This window comes from Paraburkholderia sp. J94 (assembly GCF_905220285.1).
GTDB lineage: Bacteria > Pseudomonadota > Gammaproteobacteria > Burkholderiales > Burkholderiaceae > Paraburkholderia > Paraburkholderia tropica_A.
On record NZ_CAJMZH010000009.1, the window covers coordinates 156195 to 173476 of the forward strand.

Annotated in this window: 14 protein-coding genes; 6 read left to right on the forward strand and 8 right to left on the reverse strand. The window is 65.9% G+C overall.

Annotation, left to right across the window (positions count from 1 at the left end; genetic code table 11):
• Nucleotides 1–147: 147 nt before the first annotated feature.
• The 3 genes from U4Y88_RS20680 (at nt 148) to U4Y88_RS20690 (ending at nt 3184) form a co-directional block, all read left to right on the forward strand.
• Nucleotides 148–1107: an MBL fold metallo-hydrolase gene (locus U4Y88_RS20680; protein ID WP_321786021.1), complete on the forward strand. Its 960-nt coding sequence runs from the start codon at nt 148–150 to the stop codon at nt 1105–1107.
• A gap of 83 nt (nt 1108–1190) precedes the next feature.
• Nucleotides 1191–2903 (forward strand): FAD-dependent oxidoreductase, encoded by a 1713-nt coding sequence (locus U4Y88_RS20685; protein WP_321786023.1) that lies wholly within the window; start codon nt 1191–1193, stop codon nt 2901–2903.
• A 50-nt stretch (nt 2904–2953) separates the two neighbouring features.
• Nucleotides 2954–3184 (forward strand): DUF2783 domain-containing protein, encoded by a 231-nt coding sequence (locus tag U4Y88_RS20690; protein WP_224008624.1) that lies wholly within the window; start codon nt 2954–2956, stop codon nt 3182–3184.
• Nucleotides 3185–3246: 62 nt separating this feature from the next.
• Here U4Y88_RS20690 and hydA read toward each other — a convergent pair whose 3' ends face one another.
• The 5 genes from hydA to U4Y88_RS20715 all read right to left on the reverse strand — a co-directional run bounded on the left by hydA (nt 3247) and on the right by U4Y88_RS20715 (nt 10524).
• A complete protein-coding gene (gene hydA, locus U4Y88_RS20695; RefSeq protein WP_321786024.1) occupies nt 3247–4704 on the reverse strand; it encodes a dihydropyrimidinase in 1458 nt (485 codons plus the stop codon).
• 43 nt (nt 4705–4747) lie between these two features.
• Nucleotides 4748–6253 (reverse strand): NCS1 family nucleobase:cation symporter-1, encoded by a 1506-nt coding sequence (locus U4Y88_RS20700; RefSeq protein WP_224008619.1) that lies wholly within the window; start codon nt 6251–6253, stop codon nt 4748–4750.
• A gap of 82 nt (nt 6254–6335) precedes the next feature.
• Nucleotides 6336–7613, reverse strand: coding sequence for an NAD-dependent dihydropyrimidine dehydrogenase subunit PreA (gene preA, locus U4Y88_RS20705; RefSeq protein WP_224008617.1), 1278 nt, complete (start codon nt 7611–7613; stop codon nt 6336–6338).
• 72 nt (nt 7614–7685) lie between these two features.
• A complete protein-coding gene (locus U4Y88_RS20710; RefSeq protein WP_321786026.1) occupies nt 7686–9098 on the reverse strand; it encodes an NAD(P)-dependent oxidoreductase in 1413 nt (470 codons plus the stop codon).
• Nucleotides 9099–9258: 160 nt separating this feature from the next.
• Nucleotides 9259–10524: a Zn-dependent hydrolase gene (locus U4Y88_RS20715; RefSeq protein WP_321786028.1), complete on the reverse strand. Its 1266-nt coding sequence runs from the start codon at nt 10522–10524 to the stop codon at nt 9259–9261.
• A 449-nt stretch (nt 10525–10973) separates the two neighbouring features.
• Between U4Y88_RS20715 and U4Y88_RS20720 the strand changes: the two genes are divergently transcribed.
• Complete coding sequence (locus U4Y88_RS20720) at nt 10974–11687, forward strand: TetR/AcrR family transcriptional regulator (RefSeq protein ID WP_415774475.1); 714 nt, start codon at nt 10974–10976, stop codon at nt 11685–11687.
• A 66-nt stretch (nt 11688–11753) separates the two neighbouring features.
• On the opposite strand, the gene U4Y88_RS20725 is transcribed toward U4Y88_RS20720, so the two are convergent.
• The gene (locus tag U4Y88_RS20725) at nt 11754–12236 is read right to left on the reverse strand and encodes an Lrp/AsnC family transcriptional regulator (RefSeq protein WP_065057580.1); all 483 of its coding nucleotides are present in this window, start codon (nt 12234–12236) and stop codon (nt 11754–11756) included.
• A gap of 399 nt (nt 12237–12635) precedes the next feature.
• Between U4Y88_RS20725 and U4Y88_RS20730 the strand changes: the two genes are divergently transcribed.
• On the forward strand, nt 12636–13283 hold the full coding sequence (locus tag U4Y88_RS20730; protein ID WP_321786030.1) for a LysE family translocator: 648 nt from the start codon (nt 12636–12638) through the stop codon (nt 13281–13283).
• Between the two features lie 102 nt (nt 13284–13385).
• Here U4Y88_RS20730 and U4Y88_RS20735 read toward each other — a convergent pair whose 3' ends face one another.
• Both U4Y88_RS20735 and U4Y88_RS20740 read right to left on the reverse strand, forming a co-directional pair.
• The gene (locus tag U4Y88_RS20735) at nt 13386–14591 is read right to left on the reverse strand and encodes a DUF2242 domain-containing protein (protein WP_321786032.1); all 1206 of its coding nucleotides are present in this window, start codon (nt 14589–14591) and stop codon (nt 13386–13388) included.
• Between the two features lie 410 nt (nt 14592–15001).
• A complete protein-coding gene (locus tag U4Y88_RS20740; protein WP_415774476.1) occupies nt 15002–16162 on the reverse strand; it encodes a branched-chain amino acid ABC transporter substrate-binding protein in 1161 nt (386 codons plus the stop codon).
• A gap of 410 nt (nt 16163–16572) precedes the next feature.
• Between U4Y88_RS20740 and U4Y88_RS20745 the strand changes: the two genes are divergently transcribed.
• Nucleotides 16573–17247 carry a GntR family transcriptional regulator gene (locus tag U4Y88_RS20745; RefSeq protein ID WP_321786035.1) on the forward strand — a complete coding sequence of 225 codons (675 nt, stop codon included), beginning with the start codon at nt 16573–16575 and terminating at the stop codon, nt 17245–17247.
• Nucleotides 17248–17282 lie beyond the last annotated feature (35 nt).

Consider the following 17282-nt stretch of genomic DNA (forward strand, 5'->3'; position numbering starts at 1 on the left):
GGCGGCGCATCGCCGCGTGCGTCGACGAGAAGTCGGCGAGAAATTAGCCAATAGCGATAGTATTCGCTATTGACAAATAAAAACCGCTGGACGATCATGGCCTCACACCGGCACCCTCCGGCGCCCCAATACATATGGAGACTCACGATGGCAAAGGCGTTCGCATCCCAGGCCGACCTCGAAGAGAAACAGGTCACGTTCACGCAGCTCTCTGAAAACGCATACGCCTACACCACCGAAGGCGACCCGAATTCGGGCGTGATCATCGGCGACGACGGCGTGCTGATCGTCGACACCACGGCCACGCCCGCCATGGCGCAGGATCTCATCGCGAAGATCCGCAGCGTCACCGACAAGCCCATCAAATACGTCGTGCTCTCGCACTATCACGCGGTGCGCGTGCTGGGCGCGTCGGCGTATTTCGCGGAAGGCGCGCAGCAGATCATCGCGAGCCGCGGCACCTACGAGATGATCGTCGAGCGCGGCGAGCAGGACATGAAGTCGGAGATCGAGCGCTTCCCGCGCCTCTTTGCTGGCGTCGAAACGGTGCCGGGCCTCACGTGGCCCACGCTCGTGTTCGAGAAGGAAATCACGCTGTTCCTCGGCAAGCTCGAAGTGAAGATCGCGCATCTGGGCTCGGGCCACACGAAGGGCGACACCGTGGTGTGGCTGCCGCAGCAAAAGGTGCTGTTCTCCGGCGACCTCGTGGAATACGACGCGGCCTGCTATTGCGGCGACGCGCAACTGGCCGACTGGCCCGCCACGCTCGAAGCGCTGCGCGCGCTCGGCGCAGAAAAGCTCGTGCCGGGACGCGGCCCCGCGCTGCTCAATCCGGCCGACGTGAACAAGGGCCTCGATTACACGAAGGATTTTGTGAGCACGCTGCTCGCGCAGGGCCGCAAGGCGGTCGAGAAGCAGCTCGATCTCAAGCAGTCGATGGCGCTCACGCGCGAGGCGATGGACCCGAAATTCGGTCACGTCTTCATCTACGAACACTGCCTGCCGTTCGACGTGTCGCGCGCGTATGACGAAGCGAGCGGCATCACGCATCCGCGCATCTGGACCGCGCAGCGCGACAAGGAAATGTGGGACGCGTTGCAGGATTGAGCGGATAGCGATGAACGCAGAGCAAGCGCGCGCGTCCCGACACGCGCGCGCTAAATGCCGATAAAGGCATGGTGGAGACAACAATGATCGACTATCAGACGCTGACTTTCGACTACACGCGCTGTCGCGAGCAGGATTCGAATGCGGATGCGTGCGTGCATCCGGTCGTGGTGGTGGGCGCGGGTCCGGTCGGGCTCGCGACGGCCATCGACCTCGCGCAGCAGAACCTGCCGGTCGTGCTCGTCGACGACGACTGCACGCTGTCCACGGGCTCGCGCGCGATCTGCTTTTCGAAGCGCTCGCTCGATATCTTCGACCGCCTCGGCTGCGGCCAGCGCATGGTCGAGAAGGGCGTGAGCTGGAACGTGGGCAAGGTGTTCCGCAAGGACGAACTCGTTTATACGTTCAATCTGCTGCCCGAAAGCGGGCATCATCGTCCGGCGTTCGTGAATCTGCAGCAGTATTACGTGGAAGGCTTTCTGCTCGAACGCGCGCAGGAACTGCCGAATCTGGAAATCCGCTGGAAAAGCAAGGTCACGGGCATCGCGCAACGTCACGATCGCGATGCGCCCGATGCGCACGTGGCGCTGGAAATCGACACGCCCGACGGCCCGTACGAACTGCGCGCGCGCTACGTGGTGGCCGCCGACGGCTCGCGCAGCCCGGTGCGCAAGCTCATGGGCCTCGACAGTCACGGCCGCACGTTCAAGGACCGCTTCCTGATCGCCGACGTGAAGATGGAAGCCGACTTTCCCACCGAACGCTGGTTCTGGTTCGATCCGCCGTTCCATCCGAACCAGTCGGTGCTGCTGCATCGTCAGCCGGACAACGTCTGGCGCATCGACTTTCAACTGGGCTGGGACGCCGATCCGGTGCTCGAAAAAACGCCCGAGCGCGTGATCCCGCGCGTGCGCGCGCTGCTCGGACCGGACGTGAAGTTCGAACTCGAATGGGTCAGCATCTACACGTTCTCGTGTCTGCGCATGGACAGCTTCCGGCACGGCAACGTGCTGTTCGCGGGCGACTCGGCGCACCTCGTTTCGCCGTTCGGCGCGCGCGGCGCGAATAGCGGTTTCCAGGACGGCGAGAACCTCGCGTGGAAGCTCGCGATGGTGCTGGAAGGCCGCGCGCCCGACGCACTGCTCGACACCTATGCGAGCGAGCGCGAATTCGCCGCCGACGAAAACCTGCGCAATTCCACGCGCTCGACCGATTTCATCACGCCGAAAAGCGCGGTGAGCCGCGTGTTCCGCGACGCCGTGCTGACGCTGGCGCGCGAGCATGCGTTCGCGCGCCAACTGGTGAATAGCGGGCGGCTTTCGGTGCCGGCGGTGCTGCACGAATCGACGCTCAACACGGCCGACGAAGAAACGTTCGCGGGTCAGATGGTGCCGGGCGCTTCATGCGCCGATGCGCCGCTCGTGGACACGCAGGGCCGCGAGCAATGGCTGCTCGCGCAACTTGGCGGCCGCTTCACGGCGCTGGTGTTCTGCCGCGCGGGCGAGGCGCTGGCGAGCGGCACGCGCGCGGCGCTCGACGCGTTGGCGGGCGGCTCGGTGCCGATGCACTTCGTGGCCGTGCTGGAAGACGAGGGCGCGCCGCCTGCCGGGCTGCCTTCGGGCACGTCGGTGTTGCGCGATGCGGATGGCCTCGCGGCGCAGCGCTACGACGCGCGCGACGGCGCGTGCTATCTGATCCGCCCGGATCAGCACGTATGTGCGCGCTGGCGTCAGGCCGACGCGCCGCGCGTCGAGCGCGCGCTCAAGCGGGCGCTGTGCGTGGCGGGCACGGCATGACCTGATCTGATCTGGCCGCGAACCCCATAACATCAAAGAAGGAGACAACGATGCTGAACACGCAACCCAACCTCGCGCGTCCCGACGACTTCTATGAAGCGCTGATCGACATGCATCGCGATCTGGACGAAGCGCAGAGCCAGTCGGTCAACGCGCAACTGATCCTGCTGCTCGCGAATCACGTGGGCGAGCATGAGGCGCTGATGGACGCCATCCGCTTCGCGCGCGCGGGCGTGGCGGTGCCGCCCGCGAACGGATCGGTGGGCAAGCTGGCGGCTTGAGCTTCACGGCGATGAAGAGGGCGAAGCGCACGCGTGTCGCCCTCTTCATCACTGAGTCACGCTCACTTCACCTTGTCGCCCTCGCGATGCACGGGCTCGGTTTCCTTCAACTGCTTCGCGAGCCGCGAGGCCTGCAAATAGCCCGGATTCGCAGGCCGCTTCAGATAACGCCCTGCACCACGCTTCGCGCGCAAATCGCCATTCGCCCACACCAGTTCGCCTTGTGAAAGCGTGTGCGTGGGCACGCCGCGCACCGTCATGCCTTCGAACACGTTGAAATCGACGTTCTGATGATGCGTCTTCACCGAGATCGTGCGCGTGGCTTCCGGGTCCCAGACCACGAGATCGGCATCCGCGCCCACGGCCACGGCGCCCTTGCGCGGATAGAGGTTGAAGATCTGCGCGGCGTTCGTCGAGGTCACGCGCACGAATTCGTTCGGCGTGAGTCGGCCCGTGTTGACGCCCTGATCCCAGAGTATCGCCATGCGGTCTTCCACGCCGCCGCAACCGTTAGGAATCCGAGTGAAATCGTCGCGGCCCATGGCTTTCTGCGAGGCGCAGAACACGCAGTGATCGGTGGCCGTGGTGTGCAGCACGCCGCCTTGCAGGCCGCGCCAGAGCGTGTCGCGATGCTCCTTGCTGCGGAACGGCGGGCTCATCACGTGCGCGGCGGCGCGCGTCCAGTCCGGGTCGCGATAGACGGCCTCGTCGATCACCAGATGCCCCGCGAGCACTTCGCCGAACACGCGCTGGCCTTCGGCGCGCGCCCGCGTGATCGCTTCGAGCGCCTCTTTCGCCGAGACGTGCACGATATACACGGGCACGCCGAGCACCTGCGCGATGCGGATCGCGCGGTTCGCGGCCTCGCCTTCGACTTCGGGCGGACGCGAGAGCGGATGCGCCTCTGGTCCCGTGAAGCCGCGCGCGAGCAACTGGCGCTGTAGCTGGAACACGAGTTCGCCGTTTTCCGCGTGAACGGTCGGCAGCGCGCCCAGTTCGAGCGAGCGCGCGAAGCTGTTCACGAGGATTTCGTCGTCGGCCATGATGGCGTTCTTGTACGCCATGAAGTGCTTGAAGCTCGACACGCCGTGATCGTTCACGAGCAGGCCCATGTCGCGGTGCACGCTCTCGTCCCACCAGGTCACGGCCACGTGAAAGCCGTAGTCGGCGGCGGCTTTTTCGGCCCAGCCGCGCCACTCGCGGAACGCTTCCATGAGCGGCTGCTTCGGGTTCGGAATCACGAAGTCGATGATCGACGTGGTGCCGCCCGCGAGTCCCGCCGCCGTGCCGGTGTAGAAGTCGTCGTGCGCCTTGGTGCCCATGAACGGCAGCTCCATGTGCGTGTGCGGATCGATGCCGCCGGGCATCACGTACTGGTCGCCCGCATCCACGATGGTGGCGCTCGCGGGCGCGTCGAGGTTCTCGCCGATCGCCTGGATCGTGCCGTTTTCGCAGAGCACGTCCGCGCGATACGTCTTGTCTGCGTCGACGATGGTGCCGCCTCGAATCAGGATCGCCATGATGCTATGTCTCCTTCGGTTTGAGCCTGCATTTCCCGTGGTTTTATGCGTTCGCGATGCTCGGCCTGCGGCTCTTGCCGAGCTTCATCAGCACGCCGTAGACGACCGCCGCGATGGCGAGGCCCACGAACCACGCATACGTATAGAGTCCCTTGAACGCGTCGGGCACCGAGGGAAACGCGCTCGGGAACGCGATGTTCAGAAAGCCCGGCAGATTCGGCAGCACGCCCGCGAGCAGCGCGATCACGGCGGCGCGATTCCAGCCGTTCGTGTAGGCGTATTCGCCGTTTTCCTCGAAGAGCTGATCGGTGTCGAGACGCGTGCCGCGAATCAGGAAGTAATCGACCATCAGAATGCCCGCGACCGGGCCGAGCAGCGCCGAATAACCGACGAGCCAGGTGAAGATATAGCCCTGCGTGGTGGCGAGAATCTTCCACGGCATCATCACGATGGCGAGCGTGGCCGTGATCAGGCCGCCCGCCTTGTACGAAATGCCCTTGGGCCAGAGGCTCGAAAAGTCGTAGGCGGGACCGACGAGATTCGCGGCCAGATTGCAGCACATCGTGTCGAGCGTGAGGATCACGAGCGCGATGCCCACGCCGATGCCTTCCATGCGGCTCGTCAGGTCGATCGGGTCCCAGATCGCCTTGCCGTAGATCACCACGGTCGCCGACGTCACCACGACCGAGACGACGGAGAGCAGCGCCATCGGAATCGGCAGGCCGATTGCCTGGCCCACGAGCTGATCCTTCTGCGTCTTCGCGAAGCGCGTGAAGTCGGGAATGTTCAGCGCGAGCGTGGCCCAGAAACCCACCATCGCCGTGAGGCTCGGCCAGAACGTGACCCAGAAGAGGCCGGCCTTCTTGCCGCCCGCCGCGAATTGCGAGGGCTGCGAGAGCATCGAGCCGACGCCGCCCGCCTTCGAGCAGGCCCACCAGACGAGCGCCACGCACATCACGACCTTGATCGGCGCGGACCAGCTTTCGAGCCAGCGGATCGAATCGGTGCCGTGCAGGATGAAGTACAGTTGCAGCGCCCAGAAAATCAGAAAGCACGCGCCCTGGCCGATGGAAATGCCGAGAAATGGCAGCGCGTCGCCGACCAGCGCGTTATGCGTGAGGATGTTCGCGAGCGTGTAGATGGCGCTGCCGCCGAGCCACGACTGGATGCCGTACCAGCCGCACGCCACGATGGCGCGCAGCATCGCGGGCAGTTTCGCGCCCTGGGTGCCGAACGAGGAGCGCACGAGCACGGCATAGGGAATGCCGTATTTCGTGCCCGCATGGCCGATCAGCAGCATCGGCACCAGCACGATCACGTTGCCGAGCAGCACGGTGATGACCGCCTGCCACGGCGACATGCCCTGCTCGGTGAGCCCGGCCGCGAGCATGTACGAAGCGATGTTCATCACCATGCCCACCCACAGCGCCGCGAAGTGATACCAGCGCCAGGTGCGCTGCGCGGTGCTCGTGGGCGCGAGATCGTCGTTGTAGAGCTCGCTTGCGCTGCGGCGCGCGCTCGCGTCGCTGCTGGCTGCTGACTGGCTCATGATGCGGGTTCTCCGTGGCTTGTCGTTCGGTTTGTGGTTGGGTTTCTTATTCAAGTCGACGCGCGTATTTCATGCCGGTGCTTCAAGCCGCTTTCGGATCGGCCACGCGCGCCGGGTTGTTCGGATGCGTCGTCCAGTTCGCGTAGCGGCCCGAATCGACGCGCTCCATCGTGATGCATTCGTCGACCGGACAGACATGCATGCATAAATTGCACCCGACGCAATTCGCATCGACCACCTCGAAGTGACGCTGGCCGTCCTTCGTCGCCGTGATCGCCTGATGCGAGGTGTCTTCGCAGGCGATATGGCACAGGCCGCACTGGATGCAGCGGTCCTGATCGATGCGCGCCTTGATGTCGTAGTTCAGGTTCAGGTATTGCCAGTCGGTGACGTTCTGCACGGCGCGGCCGCGGATCGCGTCGAGGTTCGCGTAGCCCTTGTCGTCCATCCAGTTCGAGAGGCCGTCGATCATGTCGGAAACGATTCGGAATCCGTAATGCATCGCGGCGGTGCAGACCTGCACGCTGCCCGCACCGAGCACCATGAATTCGGCGGCGTCGCGCCAGTCGGAAATGCCGCCGATGCCGGAGATCGGCAGACCTTGCGTTTGCGGGTCGCGCGCGATTTCGGCCACCATGTGCAGCGCGATCGGCTTGGCGGCCGGGCCGCAGTAGCCGCCGTGCGTGCCTTTGCCGTCGACGGTCGGCAGCGGCGCCATCGCGTCGAGATCCACACCGACGATCGAGTTGATCGTGTTGATCAGCGAGACGCCGTCGGCGCCGCCCTTGTACGCGGCGCGCGCGCCGTGGCGGATGTCCGTCACGTTGGGCGTGAGCTTGACGAGGCAGGGCAGGCGCGTGCCTTCCTTGACCCAGCGCGTGACCATTTCGATGTACTCGGGCACCTGGCCCACGGCCGCGCCCATGCCGCGCTCGCTCATGCCGTGCGGGCAGCCGAAGTTCAGTTCGACGGCGTCCGCGCCCGTGTCTTCCACGAGCGGCAGGATCCACTTCCAGTCCTCCTCCGTGCACGGCACCATCAGCGACACGATCAGCGCGCGGTCGGGCCAGTTGCGTTTTACCTCGGCGATTTCCTTGAGATTCACGTCGAGCGGACGGTCGGTGATCAGTTCGATGTTGTTCAGGCCCGCGATGCGCTGGCCGCGCCACGTGGTCGCGCCGTAGCGCGAGCTGACGTTGACCACGTGCGGGTCGAGCCCGAGCGTTTTCCAGACCACGCCGCCCCAGCCCGCCTCGAAGGCGCGGTTGACGTTATAGGCCTTGTCGGTGGGCGGCGCGGAGGCGAGCCAGAACGGATTCGGCGATTCGATACCGGCAATCGTGCAGCGCAGATCGGCCATGGTGGGGCTCCTTGTCGATTGTGTGTCGCGTGCTTGTGCGTTTTATGCGTTCGCTTCGTACGATTGGCGCGCTCAGGCGGCCTGCTCGCTTTGCGCCGCGAGCCAGCGGTCGATGGCGCGCGCGGCGAGCTTGCCGTCCTGCACGGCCTGCACGGTGAGGTCGGTCGCGCCGTGCCCGGCGCAGTCGCCGCCTGCCCAGACGCCTGCGAGCGAGGTCGCGCCATCGGCGTCCACGGCGATGCGCGTGCCGCCTTCGGTCAATGCGAGCGCGTCGAGACCCTTGAGCCCGTCATGCAGCAGCTTCTGGCCGATCGCCTTGAGCACCATGTCCGCCTCGATGCGCTCGATCTCGCCGGTGCCGTGCAGCGCGCCGTTCGCATCGAGCGCGGTGCGTTCGAACTCGACGGCCTCCACGCGGCCCGTGCCTACCGCGCCCACGATGCGCACGGGCTTCATCCACTCGACGAGGCTCACGCCCTGAGTGCGCGCGAATTCCTGTTCGACCCACGTGGCGCTCATCTGCGCGCCGCCGCGCCGGTACGCGAGCGTGACGTGTTCCGCGCCGAGCTTGCGGCTTTGCACGGCGGCGTCGATGGCCGTATTGCCGCCGCCGATCACCACGACGCGGCGGCCAACGGGCAACGCCGCGAGATCGCTCGCCTCGCGCAGATCCGCGATGAAATCCACGGCGTCGCGCACGCCGTCGAGCGTTTCGCCTTCGATCTTCAGCGCCTGTGTGCCGCCGAGTCCGATGCCGACGAACACGGCGTCGAAATCCGCACGCAGCGCATCGAGCGTGAAATCGCGGCCCAGACACTGCCCCTGCTTCAGTTCGATTCCGCCGATCGAGAGCAGCCACGCGACTTCGCGCTGCGCGAAATCGTCGACGGTCTTGTACGCGGCGATGCCGTATTCGTTGAGGCCGCCAGGCTTCTCGCGCGCGTCGAACACGGTCACCGTGTGGCCCGCGAGCGCGAGCGTATGCGCGCAGGCGAGGCCCGCCGGTCCCGCGCCGATCACGGCGACCTTGCGGCCCGTTTCGCTGGTGCGCTTGAACAGCGGCGGCGCGCCTTCGCGTTCGCGCGCCATCTGGAAGTCGGTGGCATGGCGTTGCAGCGCGCCGATGCTGACTGGTTCGCCATCCTGATGATTTCGCACGCAGGCGCCTTCGCAGAGGATTTCGGTCGGGCAGACGCGCGAGCACATGCCGCCGAGCGGATTGGCGCTCAGGATGTCGCGCGCGGCGCCCTTGAGATTGCCGTTGCCGATCTTGCGGATAAAGCTGGGAATGTCGATGCCGGTGGGGCAGGCCGCGACGCAGGGCGCGTCGTAGCAGTAGTGGCAGCGGTCGGCGGCGACCACGGCTGCGCCTGCGGAAAGCGGCGGGGCGACATCGGCGAACTGGCAGCCGAGTTCTTCCGCGCTGAGTCGTCCTGCTGCGATGCCGGGCGTGGCACGCGCGTTGTTCTTTGTGGAGTGGGACATCCGGATGCTCCTTGCGAGGCAAAACACGGGTCCGCCGGCCGCGTGCGCGAGGCAGCGCGGCCGGTACGTGGGGACAAAGCGGAATCACTGCGCGGCTCTGTGGCCGCTGGCATTCAAGCGATGCTCAAGCGATATTCAGGCGACGTCCAAGCACGCGGCATCAGCCAGGTTCGTTCGCGCGTTCGAGCATCGCGTGCAGCAACACGTTCGCGCCGGCCTCGATCCACTCGGGCGTCGCGTCCTCGATTTCGTTATGGCTGATACCGTCGATGCACGGCACGAACACCATCGACGTGGGCGCGACGGTCGCGAGATAGCACGCGTCGTGGCCCGCGCCCGAGACGATGTCGCGATTCGAATAGCCGAAGCGCTCGGCCGCCGCGCGCACGGACTTCACGCAGGCCGCGTCGAACGGCACCGGCGCGTAGTAGAAAATCTGCTCGACTTCGGCTTCGAGCTTGCCTTGTTCGACGATCTTCGCAATGCCTTCGCGCAGTTCGGCGTCCATCTTCGCGAGCACGGCGTCTTCGGGGTGACGGAAGTCGATCGTGAAGAACACGCGGCCCGGAATCACGTTGCGCGAGTTCGGATGCACCTGCATCATGCCGACCGTCGCGCACGCGAGCGGCGCATGGCGCAAGCCGATTTCGTTGACGAGCTGCACCACGCGCGACGCGCCGAGCAGCGCATCGCGGCGGCGCGGCATGGGCGTGGGGCCGGCGTGCGCTTCCTGGCCCGTGAGCACGACTTCGTACCAGCGCTGACCTTGCGCGTCGGTGACCACGCCGATGGTCTTCTTCTCCGCTTCAAGAATCGGCCCTTGCTCGATGTGCAATTCGAACGCCGCGTGAATCTTGCGGCCGCCCACCGGCAGGTCGCCCGCATAGCCGATGCGCGCGAGTTCGTCGCCGAGGGTCTTGCCATCGACGTCCTTGCGCGAGAGGCCGTAGTCGAGCGTGAACACGCCCGCGAACACGCCCGAGGCCACCATTGCGGGCGCGAAGCGCGAGCCTTCCTCGTTGGTCCAGATGACCGTTTCGATCGGATGCTCGGTCTCGATGCCGTGGTCGTTGAGCGCGCGGATCACTTCGAGTCCGCCGAGCACGCCGTAGATGCCGTCGAAGCGGCCGCCCGTGGGCTGCGAGTCGGCGTGCGAGCCGGTCATGACGGGCGGCAGGTCGTTGTTGCGGCCCGCGCGGCGCATGAACACGTTGCCCATTTGATCGACGCTGATCGTGCAGCCCGCTTCCTTCGCCCACTTCACGATCAGGTCGCGGCCCTGCTTGTCGAGGTCGGTGAGCGCGAGACGGCACACGCCGCCCTTCGCGGTGGCGCCGATCTTCGCCATCTCCATCAGGCTGTCCCAGAGGCGCGGGCCGTTCACGTGAATGGCGGTGGTCAGCGCGGCTTCGCTTACGGTGTTCATGCGGGGCTCTCCTTATCGTGGGGCGGTGCGGCGCGCCTGCATCGTTCGCCTGCTTTGCGTGGCGATGCGTGCGCGCCGTTCGTGCATTCGTGCCATCGTCTGGGGCGTGTTGCGCAACGGCGGTGCATGCGCGCGACGTCCGTTCGGTGCGCCGATTCCGCGCTTGCCGAATCCTGTCCGATTGGACAGGTTGTAGACGATAAACTTTGCGAATTCAATGCGGTGTTGCGAGCGAAAAGCGTGCCATCGATGTTGCAGTGCGCGAAAACCCACTCAGGCGCGTGCGTGAATGCGTGCGGCGCGTGAGTGTTTATCCTGGGTGGACGCGGTTGAGCGCACGGGACGCTACGCGTCGTTCACAAGCCCTGACTACAATGAAGCCGGCATCGCGCCTTTCTGCATCAGCTGTTGCGAGGCGATGCCTTTCTCACTCGACCGGACCGATCACCATGCGCGACGACGACACGACCACGCCAGCCGCGAATCTCGCGATGCGTCAGGCAGGCGCCGACGCTGATGCAACGCACAAGCCCCGACGCAAGGCATCGATCCGCGCGTCGAACGAAATGCATCTGCTGGCCTGCGCGGAAGCCGTGTTCGCCGAGCGCGGTTTCGAGGGCGCGAGCACGGCGCAGATCGCCGAGCGCGCCGGACTGCCGAAGGCGAATCTGCATTACTACTTTCCGACCAAGCTCGCGCTCTACTGGCGCGTGCTCGACGACGTGTTCGAAGAATGGAACGCCGCCGCCGACACCTTCGACGCGAGCGACGACCCCGTCGAAGCGATTGGCGGCTACGTGCGCGCGAAGATGGCGCTGTCGCGGCGCAGGCCGCTCGGCTCGAAAGTGTGGGCGAACGAGATCATCAGCGGCGCGACGCATATGCAGGACATTCTGCTCAAGCGCGTGAAGCCGTGGATGGAGTCGCGCGTGACGCTGATCGAGCGCTGGATCGACGAAGGCGTGCTCGCGCCCGTGGAGCCGCGCACGCTGCTCTACATGATCTGGGCGACCACACAGCATTACGCCGATTTCGAAGCGCAGATTCGCGCGCTTTCGGGCAAGCGCGCGCTCAGCGCCGCGAGTTTCGATGCGACGACGGAAGAAGTCGTGCGGATGATTCTGCGCGCGAGCGGCGCGCGCTCGCCGGATACGCGCGGGTAGAGGGGATCAAGCCGGCCATTTGATACGGATGCCGAACTAATCGTCAAACGTGGGCGTTTGCGCGCCTCATACCTGCATCGACGCCACGTCTTTCATGCAGCGCAGCGCGAACATCGAGCGGCTGTGACGGATGCTCGAAATGCGATAGAGCTTTTCGCGCAGGAAGCGCTCGTAACCCGCGGTGCCGTCCACGGCCACCTTGATCCAGTAGTCGTATTCGCCGGACACCAGATACGCCTCCAGCACTTCGGGCAGCGCGGCCAGTTCCGCGCCGAAGCGCGCGAGCGCGTCGTCTTCGTGGCGGTCGAGCGTGACTTCGAGAATCACGATATCGGCGAAACCGAGCTTGCGCTGGTTCACGAGCGCAACGTAACCGTCGATATAGCCGTCGGTTTCCAGTTGGCGCGTGCGGTTCCAGCACGCCGTGGTCGACATGCCCACCTGCTCGGCGAGTTCGGCGTTCGAGAGACGGGCGTTCTGCTGGAGCGCGCGCAGGATCTTGAGATCCTGGTTGTCGAGCGTTTTGGGCGGGCGTTCGCGAGCGATCATGGCGAAAAAGAATTCTGTACAGGGAAATTCGATTTTAGCGGAAGGAGATTCCGGTCGCAGCCGGTATTTGCCGGAAAACAGGAAGCCTATCCCGCGGGTTCGGCGGGATAATTTACCCATGCCTTCTTGACCGGCACGACTCACGCGGCCACCTCCCCGCGTCGAGGCGCGCCGCCGCAGCCACAAGCTACGGTGGACCGTCAGGGCCGATTCACCGTTGCACCCTGCGGCGGCCAACCGGACGTTGCGTGCGTTTATCGCGCAGCAGCCACGTTCGATCGGACAAGAAGGCTATTAAGAACCGCGCACGATCTGCGCGGTTTTTTGTTGCCCGGGCGTTGCGCTTATCCGCGCGCCGCCTCCGTCGCTCACGCTTTCTCGCCGTCGTACTCCAATAACATGTCGCTTCAGTTGTATTTGTCGTTTCTCGCCGCCGCGCTCGTCCTCGTCTACACCCCCGGTCCCGTCAACGTGCTCACGATGAGCCAGGCCATTCACGCCGGCTGGCGCCGCGCGCTGCCCTGCGTCTGGGGCGGCACGCTCGCCGTGCTGCTGCAACTCGTGTTGACGGCGTTCTGCCTGAATTCGCTGCTGCTCATTAGTGAGCATTCACTGACCGTGCTGCGCTGGGTCGGCGCGGCTTATCTCGTCTGGCTGGGCTGCAAGCAGTGGCGCAGCCGCTCGCTCGGCGGCGCGCAGCCGGAAGCGCTCGCGCAAGGCGAGGCAGCGGAGCCGGCGCTCACTTCGCATCGCGATCTGTTCTGGCGCGGGTTCGCGACATCGGGGCTCAATCCGAAGACCTTGCTGTTCTTTCCGTCGTTTTTTCCGCAGTTCATCAGCGCCGATGCGGCGTGGAGCGCGAATCGCCAATATCTCGTGCTGGCCGCGACGTTTGCGCTGCTGTTCGCGGGCGGTGTGGCGTCGATGGCACTGTTTTCGCACCGTCTGCGTCACGTGTTGCAGCGGCCGCGCCGACTACGCGCGGTGAACCGGCTGATGGGCGGGCTGCTGGTGGGAATGGGCGCGGCGATGGCCGGGCTGCGCTAGGCGCGGAGCCGTGACGGGCGCTTGATTCGGCCCTTGATGCGGGGAGCGGCGCGCGTCGCGCGCCGGCTGGTCCGGGGCGACGCGCTAAGGCGCCTGGGTTGATTAAGGCGCCGAGCTGACGGCGACGCCCGACGCGCCTTGCGCGTCAGCGCCCGCCGACGCGAATGCCGCGATGGCGTCGATGGCGCCATTCGCGTTGCTCGCGCCGTTCGCACCGTTCTGCGACGCCGTGGTGGCATCGACGGACGAATGGTTCGACGTTCCGCCATTGTTCGGCGACGAAGCCGCCGTGGGCGCAGCCGGTGCGCTCGCGGCCGAAGCGGCCGCCGCCGCGGCGGGTCCGCTGGCCGCCGACGCGGCGCTCTCGGGCTTGGCCGCTGCCGTGGCCGTCGTGGCCGTAGCCGATGCCGCCGAAGCAGCAGCAGGAGCCGCAGCCACCACCGGCGTCAACAGCGTGGCTGCCGCCGCCGCAGTGGCCGGCGTCGCGCCCGGCGTGGGCGCACTATTCGTGACGACGCCCGCCGCCGCAGCAGCATTCGCCGCGGCGTTGGCCGTCGCGCCCGCGACAGCGGCCTTCGGGCCGAGCACCGGCGTCGCGGGTACGGCGGCGTTATGCAGCGCCGCCGCGCCGGTCGCGGCCGCAGCCACCGCAGCCGCAGGCGCCGCCGAGCCCGCCGAAGCGGTCTCGCTCGTCGCTGCCGTCGCAGTCGTGGGCAGGATCTCGGGCGGCAGGGGCGTGATCTGGATCGCGCCGCTGCCCGGCACCGGCTCGCTTTTCGCCACCGTGCCCAGGTAATGGCTGACCAGATCGAAGAAGCGCGTGTAGAACGTGCCCGACTGGATCGTTTCGCTCGAAATTTTCACCATCTCGTCGCTGTTCGAGCGGATCGGCAGCGAAACCGACCCCAGAATCGACAGCCCCACGCTCGCCGACGTATCGCTTTTCTTCAGCGCATAGCCGTTCTGCACGGCGTTCACGTAGACCATGCTCGAATTGCTCGCGTCGCCGGACGTGCAGACCACGTGCACCTCCACGACGATGTGCTGGTCGCTGGTCGGCTGGAAGTTCTTGGTGGCGTCGACGGTGTCGCTCTTGGCCATCGTCGTCATGTAGCCCTGGCTCAGCAGCGCGCGGCGCGAGGCTTCGCAGGCGTCGGCGCTGCCATAGGCGAAATTGCGCGAGAACGGGCTGGGGGCGCTGCTCCACAGCTGGTCGTCCTGGAATTTAGGCTTCGCGGACGAGCACGCGCCCAGCGCGGCGGCTAGCGGAATCAGCAGAAACGGGGCAACTCGGGAAAAACGGGACATATTCGAGGAGGCGAGGCGGCAAACGTCGGACGGCAAGCATTGTAGTTCGGTTCGGGTTTCCACGACCGAACGGTCGTATCGGGGGCGCGATCGGCGGGCCCGAAAACGAGCGAAAGCAGACAAAATCGCGCACCTGAACCACGGCAAAACGACGCACATGGCGAAAGTGAGCGCCTACTCACCATACTATTCTCCGCCATCGCGCGGCAAAAGCGTGGCGAAAAAAATGGCCAAAAAAAACGGGCTTTCGCGTGGAGCGAAAACCCGTGTCAACCCGGCGCGCGTCCCGGCGGACGGAGAAGTGTGATCCGCCGCTGGCGCGCCGCAGCCGGGTACCGCCGGCTGTTCCCCTGGACCGCGCGGCGCCGGAACGCCCCGAAGGGCGGCCCATCGCCGCGTGGAACGATGCTTTACTTCGTGCCGACCGTCGTGAGCGGCTGCCACTGGCCGTTCACGACCTTGTAGACGGTCACGCCGCCGTACTTCAGGTCGCCGTACTGGTCGTAGGCGAGTTCGTTGGTCGTCACGCCCTTCATGCTGGTCGCCTTGAGCGCAGCGAGGAACACGTGCGGATCGGTCGAGTTGGCCTTCTTCATCGCGGCGATCACGGCGCGCGTGCCGTCGTAGGCATACGGCGAGTACAGTTCGACCGGCTTGTTGAAGCGCTTCGTGTAGCGCTCGACGTAGTCCTTGCCGCCCGGCATCTGTTCGAGCGGGCTGCCGCCCGACGACGCCAGCGCGCCTTCAGCCGACGGACCGGCGATCTTGATCAGCTCGGCCGAATGGACCATGTCGGGCCCGATCAGCGTGGCTTTCATGGCGAGCGACTTCATCTGCTTGAGCATCGGCGCGGCTTGCGTGTCGGCGCCGCCGTAGAAGATCGCGTCGACGTCGGCCGACTTGATGTGCGTGAGGATCGAGCGGAAGTCGACGGCCTTGTCGTTGGTGAATTCCTGCGCGACCACGGTGCCGCCCGCCGCCTTCACGGCCTTCGCGAATTCCTCGGCCACGCCCTGGCCGTAGGCCGTGCGGTCGTCGACCACGGCGAAGCGCTTGAACTTCAGATCCTTCACGACGTAGGCGCCCAGCACGCTGCCCTGCTGCGCGTCGGAGGTCACGAGGCGGAAGGTCGTCGGCAGGCCCTGGCGCGTGTAGGCGGGCGCCGTGGCCGTGGCGATTTCGGGGATGCCGGCCTTCGCGTAGATCGGCGCGGCCGGGATGCTGGTGCCCGAGTTGAAGTGGCCGATCACGGCGGACACGCCATCGTCGACGAGCTTCTGCGCGACCGTCGTGCCGGTGCGCGGGTCGGCCTGGTCGTCGTAGGCGTCGATCACGAAGTGCACGGGCTTGCCGCCGATGGTCGGGTTGGTGGCGTTTTCGTCCTCGAGCGCCATCTGCACGCCGCTCTTGAAGTCGGCGCCGTAGTGGGCCTGGCCGCCGGTCAGCGGCGCGGCGAAGCCGATCTTGACGTCCGTGCCCTGGGCGAGCGCGGCGGCGCTCCAGAGGCCGGCGAGCGCGGCGATCATGACGGGTGCGCGCAGGCGCAGGCTCGGGGTGGTGTGGCGTGCCATCTTGGTTCTCTCCTCAGCGTTCTACGTTTTCATGGGCGCAGGCGGGCCCGCGCCGCGCACGGGAATGCGCGGCGTGCCGTTCTGCATAGGGGTGAATCGGTCGGCGCCGGCCGCCGGGCGCGCGCTGGCGCCCGAACCGTCCTCGATCCGGCCTGAATCCGTTGCGTCCGCAACGTCCTCGGGCGGTCCGGCGGATACGCTAAAATTGTTTGTTTTTCAGATGTTTACAACATCCCATACGGTCTCCAGACAAGGACGCGGCAACGGCAAATCGATTGATTGACGGATACACTCTGCCTCAACAAGTATCCATCAGTGATCGGATTGTATCCAATTCTGGCAGGCAAAAAAAACGACGACAACTTTTTTTCGTCGGCCGGCGTTCGGCTGGCGCAAACGCACACGAACACATGACGACAGTGCAGGGCAAGGAAGACCAGCGATCGCTGCCTCAAACCATCCGCGAGCAGTTGCGCGAGGAGATCTTGCGCGGCGTGCTGCCGCCGGGCGCGCAACTGCGCCAGGAGAGCCTCGCGGAGCGCTTCGGCGCGAGCCGCATTCCGGTGCGCGAGGCGCTGCGCCAGCTCGAAGCCGAAGGGCTCGTGAGCTATCAGCTCAATCGCGGCGCGGTGGTGATGGCGATGTCGACGCACGAGATCTGCGAACTGCTCGATATCCGCGCGGCGCTGGAGACCTACGCGGCGAAGCTCGCGGTGCCGAACATGGTGGCCGCCGACATCGACGTGATGAAGCGCATCCTCGCCGCCTACGACGCCGCCACCTCGCCCGCCGACTGGGCCGAGTACAACCGCCAGTTCCACCTCGCGCTGTGCGCGCCCGCGAACAACCAGCGGCTGCGCAAGATGATCGAGGAATATTGTTTGTCGACGACCAATCGCTATCCGCATCTGCGCATGTCGCTCGACACGGAAAAGGGCGACGTGCAGCGCGATCACTACGAGATCGTCGACGCCTGCAAACGGCGCGCTGTGGACGACGTGGTCGAGCTGATCGAGCGGCACATTCTCGATACCAAGCGCGAAGTGATGGCCGCCGCGCGGCTGGCGGGCTTGACCGATCAGTGATTTGAAGGGATTTGACGCGTTGCGCGTGCAACGAA

Bases quoted from the DNA above. Each gene is read 5' to 3' on its own strand.
- U4Y88_RS20740 (WP_415774476.1), bottom strand. From the start codon at position 16,162: ATGGCACGCCACACCACCCCGAGCCTGCGCCTGCGCGCACCCGTCATG.
- U4Y88_RS20710 (WP_321786026.1), bottom strand. From the start codon at position 9,098: ATGTCCCACTCCACAAAGAACAACGCGCGTGCCACGCCCGGCATCGCA.
- hydA (WP_321786024.1), bottom strand. From the start codon at position 4,704: ATGGCGATCCTGATTCGAGGCGGCACCATCGTCGACGCAGACAAGACG.
- U4Y88_RS20715 (WP_321786028.1), bottom strand. From the start codon at position 10,524: ATGAACACCGTAAGCGAAGCCGCGCTGACCACCGCCATTCACGTGAAC.
- U4Y88_RS20680 (WP_321786021.1), top strand. From the start codon at position 148: ATGGCAAAGGCGTTCGCATCCCAGGCCGACCTCGAAGAGAAACAGGTC.
- U4Y88_RS20690 (WP_224008624.1), top strand. From the start codon at position 2,954: ATGCTGAACACGCAACCCAACCTCGCGCGTCCCGACGACTTCTATGAA.
- U4Y88_RS20745 (WP_321786035.1), top strand. From the start codon at position 16,573: ATGACGACAGTGCAGGGCAAGGAAGACCAGCGATCGCTGCCTCAAACC.
- U4Y88_RS20735 (WP_321786032.1), bottom strand. From the start codon at position 14,591: ATGTCCCGTTTTTCCCGAGTTGCCCCGTTTCTGCTGATTCCGCTAGCC.
- U4Y88_RS20730 (WP_321786030.1), top strand. From the start codon at position 12,636: ATGTCGCTTCAGTTGTATTTGTCGTTTCTCGCCGCCGCGCTCGTCCTC.
- U4Y88_RS20725 (WP_065057580.1), bottom strand. From the start codon at position 12,236: ATGATCGCTCGCGAACGCCCGCCCAAAACGCTCGACAACCAGGATCTC.
- preA (WP_224008617.1), bottom strand. From the start codon at position 7,613: ATGGCCGATCTGCGCTGCACGATTGCCGGTATCGAATCGCCGAATCCG.
- U4Y88_RS20700 (WP_224008619.1), bottom strand. From the start codon at position 6,253: ATGAGCCAGTCAGCAGCCAGCAGCGACGCGAGCGCGCGCCGCAGCGCA.
- U4Y88_RS20685 (WP_321786023.1), top strand. From the start codon at position 1,191: ATGATCGACTATCAGACGCTGACTTTCGACTACACGCGCTGTCGCGAG.
- U4Y88_RS20720 (WP_415774475.1), top strand. From the start codon at position 10,974: ATGCGCGACGACGACACGACCACGCCAGCCGCGAATCTCGCGATGCGT.